14 protein-coding genes are annotated in these 14,832 nt (G+C 73.3%); 7 read left to right on the top strand and 7 right to left on the bottom strand.

Features of this window, described 5'->3' with window-relative positions; translation table 11 throughout:
* On the top strand, positions 1 to 401 hold a 401-nt coding region (locus tag OP18_RS15760; RefSeq protein WP_033359594.1), incomplete at its 5' end, for a pectate lyase.
* A 42-nt stretch (positions 402 to 443) separates the two neighbouring features.
* Here the strand turns inward: OP18_RS15760 and OP18_RS15755 are convergent.
* The gene (locus tag OP18_RS15755) at positions 444 to 1,775 is read right to left on the bottom strand and encodes an FAD-dependent oxidoreductase (RefSeq protein WP_279327104.1); all 1,332 of its coding nucleotides are present in this window, start codon (positions 1,773 to 1,775) and stop codon (positions 444 to 446) included.
* A gap of 542 nt (positions 1,776 to 2,317) precedes the next feature.
* Between OP18_RS15755 and OP18_RS15750 the strand changes: the two genes are divergently transcribed.
* Positions 2,318 to 3,415 carry a nitronate monooxygenase gene (locus OP18_RS15750; protein WP_033359592.1) on the top strand — a complete coding sequence of 366 codons (1,098 nt, stop codon included), beginning with the start codon at positions 2,318 to 2,320 and terminating at the stop codon, positions 3,413 to 3,415.
* A gap of 150 nt (positions 3,416 to 3,565) precedes the next feature.
* Here the strand turns inward: OP18_RS15750 and OP18_RS15745 are convergent, their stop codons facing one another.
* The 5 genes from OP18_RS15745 to OP18_RS15725 form a co-directional block, all read right to left on the bottom strand.
* Positions 3,566 to 6,271, bottom strand: a complete 2,706-nt coding sequence (locus tag OP18_RS15745) for an RNA repair domain-containing protein (protein WP_033359591.1) — start codon at positions 6,269 to 6,271, stop codon at positions 3,566 to 3,568.
* A gap of 145 nt (positions 6,272 to 6,416) precedes the next feature.
* On the bottom strand, positions 6,417 to 6,995 hold the full coding sequence (locus OP18_RS15740; protein WP_033359590.1) for a TerD family protein: 579 nt from the start codon (positions 6,993 to 6,995) through the stop codon (positions 6,417 to 6,419).
* A 31-nt stretch (positions 6,996 to 7,026) separates the two neighbouring features.
* Positions 7,027 to 7,662 carry a TerD family protein gene (locus OP18_RS15735; protein ID WP_033359589.1) on the bottom strand — a complete coding sequence of 212 codons (636 nt, stop codon included), beginning with the start codon at positions 7,660 to 7,662 and terminating at the stop codon, positions 7,027 to 7,029.
* 39 nt (positions 7,663 to 7,701) lie between these two features.
* Positions 7,702 to 8,862, bottom strand: a complete 1,161-nt coding sequence (locus tag OP18_RS15730; protein ID WP_033359588.1) for a DUF475 domain-containing protein — start codon at positions 8,860 to 8,862, stop codon at positions 7,702 to 7,704.
* Between the two features lie 50 nt (positions 8,863 to 8,912).
* A complete protein-coding gene (locus OP18_RS15725) occupies positions 8,913 to 9,497 on the bottom strand; it encodes a TerD family protein (RefSeq protein ID WP_033359587.1) in 585 nt (194 codons plus the stop codon).
* Between the two features lie 309 nt (positions 9,498 to 9,806).
* Here OP18_RS15725 and OP18_RS15720 point away from each other — a divergent pair, with 309 nt between their 5' ends.
* From OP18_RS15720 to OP18_RS61840, 5 genes are all read left to right on the top strand, one after another.
* A complete protein-coding gene (locus tag OP18_RS15720; protein WP_033359586.1) occupies positions 9,807 to 10,385 on the top strand; it encodes a TerD family protein in 579 nt (192 codons plus the stop codon).
* Positions 10,386 to 10,401: 16 nt separating this feature from the next.
* The gene (locus tag OP18_RS15715; protein WP_033359585.1) at positions 10,402 to 11,610 is read left to right on the top strand and encodes a toxic anion resistance protein; all 1,209 of its coding nucleotides are present in this window, start codon (positions 10,402 to 10,404) and stop codon (positions 11,608 to 11,610) included.
* A 7-nt stretch (positions 11,611 to 11,617) separates the two neighbouring features.
* Complete coding sequence (locus OP18_RS15710) at positions 11,618 to 12,112, top strand: hypothetical protein (RefSeq protein WP_033359584.1); 495 nt, start codon at positions 11,618 to 11,620, stop codon at positions 12,110 to 12,112.
* A gap of 171 nt (positions 12,113 to 12,283) precedes the next feature.
* On the top strand, positions 12,284 to 12,847 hold the full coding sequence (locus tag OP18_RS15705; RefSeq protein WP_033359583.1) for a TerD family protein: 564 nt from the start codon (positions 12,284 to 12,286) through the stop codon (positions 12,845 to 12,847).
* A gap of 84 nt (positions 12,848 to 12,931) precedes the next feature.
* The gene (locus OP18_RS61840) at positions 12,932 to 14,101 is read left to right on the top strand and encodes a hypothetical protein (protein ID WP_033359582.1); all 1,170 of its coding nucleotides are present in this window, start codon (positions 12,932 to 12,934) and stop codon (positions 14,099 to 14,101) included.
* Positions 14,102 to 14,229: 128 nt separating this feature from the next.
* Here the strand turns inward: OP18_RS61840 and OP18_RS15695 are convergent, their stop codons facing one another.
* Positions 14,230 to 14,805, bottom strand: coding sequence for a CGNR zinc finger domain-containing protein (locus OP18_RS15695; RefSeq protein ID WP_033359581.1), 576 nt, complete (start codon positions 14,803 to 14,805; stop codon positions 14,230 to 14,232).
* Positions 14,806 to 14,832 lie beyond the last annotated feature (27 nt).

Below are 14,832 nucleotides of genomic sequence, written 5' to 3'. Positions count from 1 at the left end.
GCGGCGGCACCAGCTACGTCATCGGCGGCGGCGCCCGCTCCGCCAGCGACAAGGTGTTCCAGCACAACGGCAACGGCACCGTGAACATCTCCGGCTTCTCCGTCGAGAACGCCGGCAAGCTCTACCGCGCCTGCGGCAACTGCACCAACTCCTACCAGCGGCACGTGGTGATCGACAACGTCCGCGTGCAGTCGACGAAGGTCGTCGCCGGCATCAACACCAACTGGGGCGACACCGCCCGCTTCACCCGCGTCACCGTCATCGGCGACAGCTCGCACAGCACGGTCATCTGCGACAAGTACAAGGGCGTGCCGAAGGGCAGCGAGCCGACCCACATCGGCAGCGGCCCGGACAGCACGAACTGCCTGTACGACCCCGGCACCGACATCACCTGGGCGTGACGCCGCGCGGGGAGGGGACCCGCCGCGGTCCCCTCCCCGCGCTCACACCGTGACCTTCTCCGGCCGCGCCGCCGGCACCGCCGCGGGCCGGCGCCGGCCGAGCCACAGCGCCCGGGCCACGATGCCCGGCGCGAACAGCGCCGGCGGCGCCTTCATGAGGTTCGCGACCTGCAGGAACCGCCGGCCGACGGCGGCGCTGTGCCCCGAGGCGGCCTGGATCCTCGCCACGTACGCGTTGAGGAACCTGGTCTTGCCGGTCCGCTCGCCCTGCACCTCCGGATTGGCCAGGTCGGCGCCGACCGCGATGTCCCACGGCACGTCGACGACCTTCGCCGCCTTCGCGTAGAACCGCCGCGGCAGCCCTTCCCGGCCGGCCCGCAGCGCGTCGCGCAGCTCGATCGCCTCGGCCGCCGCGACCGTCATGCCCTGCCCGTACGCGGGGTTGAAGGCGCAGATGGCGTCGCCGATCGCGACGAGCCCGTCGGGGAGGCGCGTCATGCGCTCGTACCGGCGCCGCACGCTCGCCGGCAGCCGCATCCGCAGCGGCGGCCCGAGCGGCTCGGCGGTGGCCAGCAGCTCGTGCACCCGCGGGTCCGGCAGCTTCGCGGTGAAGTCCGCGTACGCGTCGGGGTCGCTCGGCGGCGCCTGCCCCGCACCGACGCCGAGCAGCGTCACCATCCACCGGTCGCCGTCGGCGGCGATCGCGACCGCGCCGAACGGCCGGCCCGCGTTCGGGGAGTTGATGACCGCGGCGAAGTCTTGCTGCCCCGGCACCCGCCGGTAGTCGCGGGACACGTACACGGTGAGCGGCTCGACGCGCTCCTCCGCGGGCCGCTCGAAGCCGAGCGCGGCCAGCCACGTCGGCCCCCGGTTGCCCCGCCCGGTCGCGTCGACGACCAGGTCCGCGGCGACCTCGTGCTCGCTGCCGCCGGCCGGCAGCACCTTCGCGCCGGTCACCTTCACCCCGTCGAAGAGCAGACCGGTCGCCTCGTGCCCGTCGAGCACGACGACGTTGGGCAGCGCGAGGACCCGGCGGCGCACCCCGGCCTCCAGCAGCGGGCGGCTTACGCACAGCCCGGCCAGGCCGGACGCGACCCGGGGCATGGGACGGTCGCCCTGCACCCAGACGCAGTCGCGCATGATGTCGACCGGGATGGCGCCCTCGGCGGTCAGCTCGGTGACGAGGCCGGGGAACAGCTCCTCGAGCACCTGCCGCCCCCTGGCGAGCAGGCCGTGGGAGTGCTCGCCCTGCGGCACGCCCCTGCGGTTGGTGGCACCCTCGGGAAGGGTGTCACGGTCGAACACGGTCACGTTCGCAAAAGACTCACTCAGGACACGCGCGGCGAGCAGCCCGGCCATACTGGCGCCGAGCACGACGGCATGGCCGGACTTTTCCTTGGATGACAAGGGATCCTCCGGGATGTGGTTGGCTGTGCGCCCACCGTAGCCACGCGAAATCCATCCACGAAAGCCTCTGTCACGGTCCGCAACGGGACAGTAAGCTCCCTGACCGACCTGTATCAAGACCGCCGGAACCGTCCGAACAGCTCAGATACGCACCGGCGCCGGATCCGGACGGTGTCCCGGTGCCTGCCACAGTCACCGACCCGACGGCAACCCCCGCCCTGGCGGGTACGCGACAGCGCTGTGTGACGGGTGCCGCGCGCCGGCGACACCCGTCGGGTCGGGACATCAGAATGTTCATAGCTTTTGCAATCCGGTGCGAGGTTTCGCGACTTGGCTTGCGAACAGCCGGGCCATCTCGCTGCGGTACCGAAACGGCCGCCGGTGTCCCATCACGTCCGGCGCGGTGGACACGGAATTTTCGTCGCGGCGAAGCGCGGTGCAAAAACTCCACCCACTGGCGCAATGGCTTGCACAACTCAGGGTAGCGGCGAAAGTGGTTCCATTGGTCCGTGACCAGCATCGAGCTCCCCGGTCCCGTCCTCGCCGCACCGATGGCGGGCGGCGCCGGCACGCCCGCCCTCCTCGCCGCGTGCGGCGGCGGCTTCGTCGCCGCCGGCTACCTGACCCCGGACGACCTCGCGGCACGGATCGCCGCCGCCCGCGCCGCCGGCACCTGGTTCGGCGTCAACCTGTTCGCCCCGCCGCCGGTGCCGTGCCCCGCCGGCGAGCTGCGCCGCTACGCCGAGCAGCTGCGGGCGGAGTTCGCCGCGCACGACCTGACGCCCGCCCTGCCGCCGCCACCCGACGACGACCACTGGGCGGCCAAGCTGGACCTGCTGGTCGCCGACCCGGTCCCGGCGGTCAGCTGCACGTTCGGCATCCCGGCGCCGTCCACGGTCGCCGCGCTGCGCCGGGCCGGCAGCCTCGTCCTGCAGACCGTCACCACCCCGGCGGAGGCGGTGGCCGCCGAGGAGGCCGGCGTCGACGCGCTCATCGTGCAGGCGGCCGCGGCGGGCGGGCACTCGGCGACGCTCACCCCGGCCGCACTGACGCCGGGTGCCCTGGCGGCGGCGCCGCCGCTGCCGGCGCTGGTCGCCGCGGTCCGGGCCGCCGTTGACCTGCCGGTCGTCGCCGCGGGCGGCATCGAGACGTCCGCGGACGTGGCGGCCGCCCTGCGCGCCGGCGCCCTCGCCACGATGGTGGGCACGGCGCTGCTACTGACCGATGAGGCCGGCACCTCGGCCGCACACCGCGCCGCCCTGTCCGCCGCCACGGCGGCCTCACCCACCATCCCCGGCGCCCCGGACGCTCCTCTCCCGGGCGCTTTCGCTCCGGGCGCCTCCTCCCCCGGCGGGCACGACACGGTGGTGACGCGGGCGTTCACCGGCCGGCCGGCGCGGGCGCTGCGCAACGGCTTCACCGACCGGCACGACGCGACCGCCCCGCTCGGCTACCCGCAGATCCACCACCTCACCGCCCCGCTGCGCCGGGCCGCGGCGGCCGCCGGTGACACCGACCGCGTCCACCTGTGGGCCGGCACCGGCCACCGCCACGCCCGCACCGGCCCCGCCGCCGCCGTCATCGCCACCCTCACGGCGTCCCTGTGACCCTGCCGGCGGTCCGCTGATCCTGCCGGCGGTCCCGTGCCCCCCGGCGGCGGGGCGATGGCGCCGGGCGGTGAGGATGGTGCGATGCGACCGGCGTGGCACGACGGGACCCCGGCCGAGGCGCTGAGGCCGGGCGCGCTGAGGCCGGCGCTACTCGGGGTGGACGAGCCGGGCCGGCAGGTCGGCGGCGGCGACGGTGGCGCGCAGCAGGTCGGGGTCGCCGCCGTCGAGGCCGAGGGCGGCGGCGCGCGGGTACGGGCGGACCCGCGCCCCCGCGTCCTCCAGGGCGAGGATCAGGCCCAGCACGCGACCCTCGACGTCGCCGGTGAGCAGGACGCGGTGCTCGTGGGACTGGGAGGTGCCGCCGCCGGCGAGGGCCTCCTGGAGCACGGCGGCGGTGGAGCGGGTCATCGAGCGGGTGGTGTTGACGCCGGGCGGGGTCGGGGAGTACACGGGCCAGTAGGCGTGCCGTTCGCCGCGGCGCGGGCGGCGAGGGTGCCGGGCGCAGTGGCGCAGGAAGCCGGCCAGGTCGGTGACGTGGTGGGCGCGGGCCTCGGCGACGAGCACCGCCCAGCTGAACCCGCCGACGAGCCCCCACGCGGCGCCGTCGAGCTGGCGGGCGCGGGACCAGGCGCGCACCTCGCCGAGCAGGGCCCGGAACGCGGGGTCGGCGGCGGGCAGCGCGTCGGCGTCGCGGACGGCGAGGACCGCGCGCAGGTCGGCGTCGGCGAGGGTGCCGGGGTCCACGGCCGGGTCGGCCGGGTCGACGGCGGCGCGCTGCACGTCGACGCCGATGCCGGCGACGGTGGCCCGCACGACGGGCACGACCGTGCCGGCGACCCGCGCGCCGTCGCCGGTCCCGCCGGGGTGGCCGCCGGCGTCGAGCAGGCCGGCGAGGCGCTCGAGGGCGTCGGGCCGCGCGGTCGCCCACACCAGGTCCAGGTCCGTCGACGGGGCCGCGACGCCGAGCCGCACCGAGCCGACCACGTGCAGCCGGGACCCGGGGTCGACGGCGGTGCAGGCGTCGGCGACCGTGTGCAGCGCCACGCCGTGGCCGGCCGACGGCAGCGCGCTCCACGGCGGCAGCGCCGCGACCGCGGGGTGCGGGGCGGCGTCGCCGACGGGGCTGCCGAGCGGGATGCTGTCCCGCACCGCGAACGGCTCGCCGTCGCGGCGGCTGATGAGGTCGACCGACGCCACGGTGAACTCGACGGGCTCCCAGTCGGCCTGCCATTGCCGTACCAGCGCGGCGACGTCACGGCCGGTGAGCTTCGCGACCGTGAGGTGCGGGGTGAAGCCGCCGCGACTGTCCTGCTCCAGGCACGCCGGGAAGTGCCGGGCGAGGGCCGCCTGCAGCTCGCGCAGCGGCCCGCCGGGCTCGGGCTCCAGCCAGACGGTGGTGCTGCCGCGGTGCTCGAACGTGCGCAACGTCGCCAGCCGGATCCGCAGCGGCCCCAGGCCGTCGACCGCCTCGCGGACCGCCGCGGCGGCGACGGCGAAGTCGGCCTCCGGGACGAAGCCGTAGATGAGGTTCACGTGCGGCATCCAGCGCCGGAACGACGGGTCATGCGCCGCGCGGATCGCCTGCAGCGGCGCCCACACCGACGGTGGCGGCCGCAGCACCAGCGCCGAGGTGTGCACCGGCGCGGCGGTGACCACAGTGGACGGTGCGGCGTCCTGCAGCAGCGCGGTGACGCCGAAGTGGTCCGAGACGAACCGTTCGCCGTCGAACGGTTCGACGGCGAAGCGTTCCACGGCGAGCGGCACGAGCGCGCCGGGGGTGGCGCAGCGCACCAGGATCCGGTCGAGCCGGCGCGCCCGCCCGGTCACCGAGGCGAGCGCGGCGAGGGGGTTCACCGCCGGGTCGAACGTGAAGCCGGCGTCGTGCGGGTGCAGCAGCCGCCACGGGTCGGTGTACCCGTCGACGTCGGGCCGGGTGTCGTCGCCGAAGTTGAGGTCGGCGAGGACGACGGCGCCGTCGAGGTCGCCGCGGCGCAGCCGCTCGTCGATGACCCGCAGCTGGTGCTCCCGGCGCTGCTCGGCGCCCGCGGTGTGGTCGCTGGTGAGGTGCGCGGCGACGAACCCGACCCGGCGGCCGTTGAGGCGCAGCCGGCCCAGCAGCGTCTGCTTGTACGTGCTGAGCCGGTGCACCTCGATCGCCAGCGGCCAGCGTGACAGCAGCACGGTGCCGTAACCCGCCTCGGGGTCGGGGCCGGCGGACACGTGGTAGCCGTCGCGGACCCACGCCGCGGCCAGCAGCGCGTCCCACAGCGCCGGGGTCGCCTCGTGCAGCGCCACGACGTCGGCGCCGAGCCCTTCCAGGACCTCGACGCAGGCGGGGACCCGCAGGTCGGGGTAGGTGAGGTCGCGGTCGTACGCGTCGGACAGCACGTTGAACGTGGCGACCTGCACCGCGTCGGCGCGCACGTCGCCGGCCGGGCCGGCCGGCACCCACGCAGCGGCCGCCGGGTCGAAGCGCAGGCACGCCGCCGGGTCGAACGCCGCCCGCCGGGCCGGCCGCGCCCGCTCCGGCGCCGGGGTCGGGGGTGGCGCCGCGGGTGGGGGCGCGGCGATCGCGGCCAGGTCGGCGGCGGGGGTGTCGCCGGTGCCGAACACCAGGTCGACGCGGGCGTGCCGGTCCCAGACGACGAGGTCGCCGGCCTTCACGTACCGGACCCGGTGCCACGGCACGTCCCCGCCGGCGACGAACAGCGGCAGGGGCGACTCGCGGATCCCGGCACCGCGCTCCTCGTAGCCGACGCGGAACCGGGCGGCGTCCAGCGCCGCGTCGAAACGGATCCGGGACACCACGTCCTGCACCGGACGCAGGCTCCCGGTGCCGCGTCCCTTGGCCATGCCCGGATCGTAGGACCCCGCCGCGACCCCCTCCACCGGTTATCGGCGCGACCGGCGGCCGGCGGGAACACGACCGCGCCCGGTCCCGCCGGCACGGGGCCGGTGGGCGGGCGCGGTCGCGGTGGTGCGGATCAGGCGGTGCGGATCAGAGGTGGCCGGCGACGGCCGGCAGCAGGTCGCGGAACGTGCGTCCCGAGGCCTGCGTGCCGATCGCGGTCATCGTCCAGCCCGCCTGGTCGCGGGTCACCTTGGCCATGACCTGCGCGGTGTGCGGGCCGGAGCCGCTGAGGTCGAAGCGGGCCAGCTCGGCGCCGTTCGTCTCGTCGACGAGCCGGCAGTACGCGTTCTCGATCTGGGCGAAGCTCTGCCCGGTGAACGAGTTGACGACGAACACCAGCGTGCGGACGTTCAGCGACAGGGCGACCAGGTCGACGATGATGCTCTCGTCGTCGCCCTCACCCGCGCCGGTGACGTTGTCGCCGGTGTGCTGCACCGCGCCGTCCTTGCTGCGCAGCTGGCGGAACCACACCTGGTCGACCAGCTGGTTGGCGCCGTCGAACAGCAGGCACGACGCGTCGAGGTCGATCGACTGGGTCTTCAGCCCGCCGAACAGGCCCTTCTTCTTCATCGCGTCCCAGCCCAGGCCCATGCGGACCCGGGTGAGCGTGCCGCCGCCGCCCTTGACGAGCGAGACGGACTGCCCCTTGCTCAGACTCACACCCATACGTGCGCCCTTCCATCTGTCGACAACGCTGTCATTTGCGCCCGGCCGCCCATCGCATGCCCCAGCCGTAGGTCTCGTCGAGCAGCCGCTGCCCGCCACGGACGTAGCGGACCTCGCGGCGCACGGACACGTCGGTGCCGTTGCCCTCGATCATCGCGATCGCGCACATCATGGCCGCCGGGTCGGGCTCGTCGAGGTGGATCTCCAGCTGCGGGCCGGCGACCGGGAACAGGGTCACCACGGCCTGGGCGGCCGCCCAGTTCGGGGTGCCCTCGTAGATGAACGCGAACACCAGGATCCGGCGGATGTTCGCCGCGTACCGCAGGTCGACGAACAGGTTCTCGCCGCCGGTGTTGGTGCCGCTGCGGTCGTCGCCGTCCAGGCGGCAGATCGGGTCCCGGCCGAGGGTGTGCACGTCGCGCAGCGAGTCGCCGAGCGCCTGCACGACGCCCTTGGAGCCGTCGCTGTACTCGTACAGGCAGCCGAGGTCGAGGTCGATGCCCTTGGGCTTGCGGCTGAACAGCCCGCCCTTGGCGGCGGGCTGCGCCCAGTTGAGGTTGACCCGGAGGATGCCCGCGGCCCCGCCCTGCTTGGCGAGTGAGACAGCGGGTGCCGCCTTGGTCAGGGTGACCTTGGACAGCGAGACCGGGTTGTTCGGATTCGTCACGGCGTTGCCTGCCTTCCCGGGACGGGGACGCGGGTTGGGTTAGGACCGGCCGGCGAGGCTCTCGGCGCGTTCCTCGGCCGCCTCAGCGGCGCCGTTGCGCCGGTTGAGCAGCACCGAGGACAGGAACGCGGCGAGGATGAAGCCGACACCGATCAGGCCGGTGACGACCTCGGGCACCTCGTACTTGATACCGACCAGCAGGATCGCGGCGAGGGCGCCGATGGCCCAGTGGGCGCCGTGCTCGAGGAACACGTACTCGCTCAGGGTGCCCTTGCGGACCAGATACACCGTCAGCGACCGGATGTACATCGCACCGACGCCGAGACCGGCGGCGATGATGAAGATGTTCTGGCTGATGGCGAACGCGCCGATGACACCGTCGAAGGAGAACGACGCGTCGAGGACCTCGAGGTACAGGAACAGGAAGAACGCGGCCTTGCCGGCCACCTGGACGACGGCGTTCGGGCCGGACTTCGCCTTCTCGATGTCGCCGGCGACGTCGCCGGCGTCGCCGTGGATGCCGGCCGGCTTCTCGTCCTCGTCCTCGTCGTCGCCCAGGCCACCGGCGTTCTCGAAGAGCTCACCGAGGCTGTTGACCAGGATGTAGACGGCGATACCGAGCACGCCGGAGACCATGACGGTGCCGGTGTCCTTGGCGAGGGTCTCGGCCGCGATGACGAGCACGGCGAGGGAGATGACGACCGACAGCTGGTCGAGCTTGCCGATCTTCGCGAGGGGCTTCTCGAGCCAGGTCAGCCAGGTGTGCTCGCGGGTCTCGAAGATGAAGTCGAGGAAGAGCACGAGCAGGAACATGCCGCCGAAGGCGGCGATGCTGGGGTGCGCCTCGTGCAGCAGCGCCGCGTAGGTGCCGGGCTCGTCGACCGACCCGCCCTCGAGGGCGAGCCGGACGACGTCGACCGGGTTGAGCTGGGCGGTGATGCCGACCAGCAGCAGCGGGAAGATCAGCCGCATGCCGAAGACGGCGATGAGCACGCCCACGGTGAGGAACAGCCGCTGCCACCAGGCGTTCATCCGCCCCAGCACGGTCGCGTTGACCACGGCGTTGTCGAACGACACCGAGATCTCCAGCACGCACAGGATCGCGACGATGAGGAAGGCGGTCGGCCCACCCAGGAAGAAGGCGCCGACGAGTGTCACCGCGGTGACGGCCAGCGACCAGCCGAATGTCTTCAGGAACATCTGTCACACCGTTTCGGGCTCATCAGGGAAGTTGCGGTGCGCCGACCTTACTATCCGACGTTGACGCCGAAGTCCTGGGCAATGCCGCGCAGCCCGGATGCGTAGCCCTGACCGACCGCACGGAACTTCCATTCGGCCCCATTGCGGTACAATTCGCCGAACACCATGGCGGTCTCGGTGGAGGCGTCCTCGCTCAGATCGTACCGCGCGAGCTCGACGCCGTCGGCGCTGTTGAAGACGCGGATGAAGGCGTTGCGGACCTGCCCGAAGGACTGCGAGCGGGTGTCGGCGTCGTAGATGGACACCGGGAAGACGATCTTGTCGACCTCGGCGGGCAGCGCGGCCAGGTTGACCTTGATCTGCTCGTCGTCGCCGCTGCCCTCACCGGTGAGGCTGTCACCGGTGTGCTGGATGTTGCCGTCCGGGGTGGCGAGGTTGCCGTAGAAGACGAAGTGCTTGTCGGAGAAGACCTTGCCGTCGGCGCCCGTGGCGATCGCCGAGGCGTCGAGGTCGAACTCCGTGCCGGTCGTCGTGCGGACATCCCAACCGAGGCCGACGGTCACCGCCGTCAGACCGGCGGGACCCGCCTGCTTGGTCAGTGAGACGTTGCCACCTTTGGTCAGGCTGATGCCCATACCGATCTCCAGTCATTCGATGGTTTGCCTGTTGTTTTCCCCGGCGTCAGGCGGCGCCTGGGCTGATCATGATGGTGCCCGCCCGAGAGTAGCGTCCGCCCGCCAGGGTGAGCCGGCGTTCCCCGTTCGTGCGGCGCGTCCGCTTGAGGCGTTGGGGTAGGCTCCGGCTTGTTCGATCAATGTTCGACACTAGCCGGAAGCGCGTTAGCTTTGAAGGCGGCTCCGGTGTCGTCGATCAGCCGGATGAATATATCCGACAGGCCGATCGGACACGGTTGACGACCACAACGAGAGCGCGAGGAGAGTTCCATGTCCGTCACCCTCACCAAGGGCGGCAATGTCTCGCTCACCAAGCAGGCGCCGAACCTTCGCGCGGTGATGATCGGCCTCGGCTGGGACGAGCGGGCCACGACCGGCGCAGAGTTCGACCTCGACGCGAGCGCGCTCATGCTCGGTGAGAACGGAAAGATCCTGTCCGACCAGCACTTCGTCTTCTTCAACAACCTGAAGAGCCCCGAGGGATCGGTCGAGCACACCGGCGACAACCTCACCGGCGGCGGTGACGGCGACGACGAGAAGATCCTGGTGCAGCTGGAGCAGGTCCCCGCCCAGTGCCACAAGATCGTGTTCCCGGTGTCCATCTACGAGGCCACCCAGCGCGGTCAGTCCTTCGGGCAGGTCCGCAACGCCTTCATCCGGGTCGTCAACCAGGACGGCGGCGCCGAGCTGACCCGCTACGACCTGACCGAGGACGCGTCGTCGGAGACCGCGATGATCTTCGGCGAGCTGTACCGGCACAACGGCGAGTGGAAGTTCCGGGCCGTCGGCCAGGGCTACGCCTCCGGTCTGGCCGGGATCGCCCGCGACTTCGGCGTCAACGTCGCCTGATCTGAAAGGTCCTGGAATGTCCGAGCTCGATCTTGGCGGCGACCCCACGCAGCAGCAGGGCGCGCTCGTGCTCACCCCGCCCGCCCCGGTCGTGGTCGTCGAGCCGCAGCAGGCGGCCGGCGCCGTGCCCGTGCAGACGGAGAAGCAGCAGGAGCTGCGCCGCCGGGCGGCGGCCTTCGTCGAGGAGCTGGCCGCGATCGACACGAACTCGCCGGCCTTCCAGCAGAAGGTCGCGTCGATCACGTCGATGGGCGAGCAGGACATGCGCGCGGCGGCCGGGATGTCCAACCGCATGTTGGAGCGTCCCGCCGCCGCGATGGGCCGCGGCCGCAGCCGGGGCGCCACCGACGACGCCCAGGTCAGGGTGGCCAACACCCTCGTCGACCTGCGCAACACCATCACCGACCTGGACCCCAACCGGGCCGACCTGACCGGGGTGCAGAAGGTCCTGAAGTGGCTGCCCGGCGGCGACAGGATCGACCGGTACTTCGCCAAGTACAAGTCGGCGCAGTCGCACCTCAACGCGATCATCGTCTCGCTGGAGTCGGGACAGAACGACCTGCGCAAGGACAACGCGGCCATTGAGACCGAAAAGGTCAACATGTGGACGACGATGGGCCGCCTCGCCGAGTACAACGAGCTCGCCGCGGCCCTCGACGACGCGATCCAGGCGAAGGTCTCCGCCCTGGAGGCCGCGGGCCAGACCGAGGCCGCCGCGACGCTGCGCTCCGACGCGCTGTTCCCGGTGCGGCAGCGCCGGCAGGACATCATGACCCAGATGGCGGTCAACGTGCAGGGGTACATGGCCCTCGACCTGGTCCGCCGCAACAACCTGGAGCTCATCCGCGGCGTCGACCGGGCGCAGAGCACCACGATCGCGGCGCTGCGCATCGCGGTCATCGTGTCGCAGGCGCTCGCCCGGCAGAAGCTGGTCCTGGACCAGATCACCCAGCTCAACACGGTCACCTCGAACCTCATCGAGGCCACGTCCCAGCAGCTCAAGACGCAGGGTGCGGCGATCAACCAGCAGGCCGCGTCAGCCACCGTCGACATCAACAAACTCCAGGCGGCGTTCGACAACGTCTTCGCCACCATGGACGCCGTCGACACCTTCCGGGCCCAGGCGGTCGAGTCGATGGCGCAGACGGTGCAGGCCCTGGAGGGGCAGATCGAGCGGGCCAAGCCGTATCTCGAGCGCACGCTGCGCGGCCAGCAGACAGGCTGAGCCCGCGGTGCGCTGGTTGCGATGGTGGGGGGAGGCCGACGAGCCCGCGCCGGCCCCCGACCCTGCGGCCGACCCGACCAGCGCGGCGGTCGGCGACCCCGAGCAGATCCGCCGGCGCATCGTCGACGCCGAGCACTTCGTCAACCAGCAGGCGTCCCGGCTGCCGACGGCCGCGGTCGTCAAGGCGCGCTGGCTCACCGACACGCTCCGGGAGATCCTGGACACCTCGGCGAACCGGCCGCTGGACATCCACGCCGTGCTGCTGGTGCGCAACACCGTCGAGGACTTCCTGCCGACCACCCTTCGCAGCTACCTCAACCTGGAGGCGTCGATGCGCGACCGGCCCGGCCCGGTCCCCGAGCTGCTGGCCCAGCTCGACCTGCTGCAGGAGGCCGCGTCCAACATCCTGGTCGCCGTGCGCGGCCAGGACCGTGACGCCCTCGCCACGCAGGGCAACTTCCTGCGGACCAAGTTCTCCGGCTCCGACCTGGACCTGCCATGAGCGGGCCGCGCAGCGGAGGGCCGCGAATCATAAGCGCAGGGTGGAGCTCATGCCGACGCCGCAGCGCAGCGGAGGTGGCGGCATGAGCGGGCCGCAGCGCAGCGGAGGGCCGCGAATCATAAGCGCAGGGTGGAGCTCAGGCCGACGCCGCAGCGCAGCGGAGGTGGCGGCATGAAGGAGATGAAGCGGGGGGCGAACGTCACCCTGACCCGGGAGATCCCGGATCTGCGGGGTGTCGTGCTGGGGGTGCAGTACAACGCGGGCATGGAGCAGGTGCTCGCCGACAACATCGTGGTCGCCGCCATCCTGTGCCGCGGCGACGGTGACGCCCTGTCCGACCGGCACTTCGTGTACTTCAACCAGCTCGCCTCCCCCGACCTGTCGGTGCAGCAGCTGCGCGACGTCATGGGCGAGGACCAGGACCAGATCGAGGTCGACCTGCTCGCCGCGCCGGCCGAGGTGAGCCGGATCGTGATCGTCATGTACGTCAACGAGGGCACCGCGGCCCGCCGCACCCTCGGCCGGCTGAAGTCGTGCGTCATCCGGGTCCTGAACCTCGACGGCAACGCGGAGCTGATCCGGTCGGAGAACCTGGCCCCGGTGCTGAACCTGGAGACCGGCCTGGCCCTCGGCGAGCTGTACCGGCACAGTGGCGGCTGGAAGTTCAAGGTCCTCGGCGACGGGTACGCCAACGGCGTCACCGCCCTCGCGGCGGACTACGGGATCCGGTTGTGAGCGGCCAGCGCAGCGGCTCGGGCCGCGAACCATGGGCTCAGTGTTGAGCTCGCGGCGGCGCCGGAGCGCAGCGGAGGTGACGACGTGAGCGGCACGGACGACCTGTCCTGGCTGCGGCACCGCGGCCGTCCCGCCGCCGGCGCCGCCACCGACGACCTGTCGTGGATCCGGCACCGGCGCCGCCCGGCCGGCCCGCCGCCGGCGGCCACGACAGCGCCCCCGGCCGCGGCTGCCCCGGTGACGCCGCTGGCGTCCCTGGACCTGTCGCCGGCCGGGAGCACGTCGCTGGACCTGTCCGGGCCCCCGCCGACGTCGCTGGACCTGTCCGCGCCCGCACCGGCGCCCGCACCGGCGCCCTCGCCCACGCCCTCGCCACCGCCGACGTCGCTCGACCTGTCCGCGCCCGGGCCGACCGCGCCGCCCGCCGGCTCGACGTCGCTGGACCTGTCCGCGCCCGGGCCGACCGGGCCGGCCGCGCCACCGGCCGGTTCGGCCTCGCTCGACCTGCCTGCCCCCGGGCCGGCCGTGCCACCGCCGCACGGCGGGACGTCCCTGGACCTGTCCGGACCCGGGCCGGCCGCCGCGCCGCCGCCGTCGCACGGAGAGACCTCCCTGGACCTGTCCGGTGAGACGGCTCGGCGGCCGGTGCCGGCCGCCGCCCCGGCCCCGCCGGCCGGGCGGGCGGCGCAGCCGGCGTTCACGCCGCCGCGGACGCTCGGCTCGGCGCCGACGGTGCTGACCCCACAGCGGCCGTCGGTGCAGCTGGACCGGCTGCAGTCCGGGATCGGCATGCTGACGTTCGAGGCCGCGTGGTCGCCGGACGAGGGGTTCGCGCTCGGGTGCGCGTACCAGATGGACAGCGGCTGGTCGTCGGTGCTGCGGCCGGGCGAGACGTTCGGCCCGCTCACCATGGACCGGCGCGGCGGGCACCAGCGGCTGCGCCTGGACCTGCTGCACGGCCGGCACCTGCGGCGGCTCATCGTGTTCGGGGTGCCGGCCGCCGACCCTGGGCCGCACTGGGCCGGCACCCTGCTCATCAGCACCCACGGGCAGGCCCGTATCGAGGTGCCGGTCCAGCCCCCGCCGCCGGGCCCGACGGTGCTGCTGTCGCTGTACAACGTCGACGGCGAGCTGGTGCTGCGCGCCGAGGCGCAGACGGTGCCGGGCCGCATCCGCGACGCCTGCCTGGCGTTCGGCTACGACCGCATCGCCTGGCGCGACGCCGACACCGCCATCCCGCCGGCCGCCACCTGACGGCCCCACCGGACCACCCCGCGACCGCCGCCTGACGAACGCCGCCTGACGAGCGCCGCCTGACGACCGCCGCCTGACGAACGGCACCCGCGAGCGCCGCCCCGAAAAGCGCCGCCTGACGAGCGCCGCTACCCGGCGCCCCGACCGGCCGCCGGAGCGCCCTGCGAGGCACCGCGGCCGGCGCGGCGGGCCCGGTACGCGGCCGCCTTCACCCGGTTGCCGCACTCCTCCATGCCGCACCAGGCGCGGTTGCCGGCCCGGGACCGGTCCACGAACAGCCGCGTGCACTCGTCGAACGCGCACTCCCGGATCACGCTCGCGGTGCCGAGCAGCTCGACCGCGGCCACGGCGACCGCCGTGCCAAGCTCCGTCGCGCCGCCCGTGCGCCGGACCCCGCCGCCGGTCAGGCTGCGCACCGGCAGCGGACCGGCGGCGGCCGCGTTCAGCGCCCGCAGGTCCCGCGCCGGCCACGAGCGCCCCTCGGCCGTCGCGGCGGCCAGCCGGTACACCTGCTCCCGCAACGACACCAGCGCCTCGAAGTCCACAGTGGACACCGGTGGGGCGGCGCTCAGCACGCCCGCCTCGACCGCCCAGCGGGCCGCGTCGGCCGGGGTCACGAGGAGCTCCTCCGGCGCGCTGCGGCGCCACTTGCGCGTGCCGGCGAAGTCGAGCGCGAGGTCGCCGCTGACGAACACGAACGTCACGTCACCACCTTGACAGGTGACGCCATC

Origin of the sequence: Dactylosporangium aurantiacum (assembly GCF_000716715.1) — a bacterium.
Classification (GTDB): Bacteria; Actinomycetota; Actinomycetes; order Mycobacteriales; family Micromonosporaceae; genus Dactylosporangium; species Dactylosporangium aurantiacum.
This window is presented reverse-complemented; position numbering and strand designations above follow the sequence as displayed.

What these genes read in the sequence shown, in the direction of transcription:
- OP18_RS15745 (WP_033359591.1), bottom strand. Translation starts at nt 6,271, where the DNA reads ATGGCCAAGGGACGCGGCACCGGGAGCCTGCGTCCGGTGCAGGACGTG.
- OP18_RS15740 (WP_033359590.1), bottom strand. Translation starts at nt 6,995, where the DNA reads ATGGGTGTGAGTCTGAGCAAGGGGCAGTCCGTCTCGCTCGTCAAGGGC.
- OP18_RS15730 (WP_033359588.1), bottom strand. Translation starts at nt 8,862, where the DNA reads ATGTTCCTGAAGACATTCGGCTGGTCGCTGGCCGTCACCGCGGTGACA.
- OP18_RS15725 (WP_033359587.1), bottom strand. Translation starts at nt 9,497, where the DNA reads ATGGGCATCAGCCTGACCAAAGGTGGCAACGTCTCACTGACCAAGCAG.
- OP18_RS15720 (WP_033359586.1), top strand. Translation starts at nt 9,807, where the DNA reads ATGTCCGTCACCCTCACCAAGGGCGGCAATGTCTCGCTCACCAAGCAG.
- OP18_RS15715 (WP_033359585.1), top strand. Translation starts at nt 10,402, where the DNA reads ATGTCCGAGCTCGATCTTGGCGGCGACCCCACGCAGCAGCAGGGCGCG.
- OP18_RS15705 (WP_033359583.1), top strand. Translation starts at nt 12,284, where the DNA reads ATGAAGGAGATGAAGCGGGGGGCGAACGTCACCCTGACCCGGGAGATC.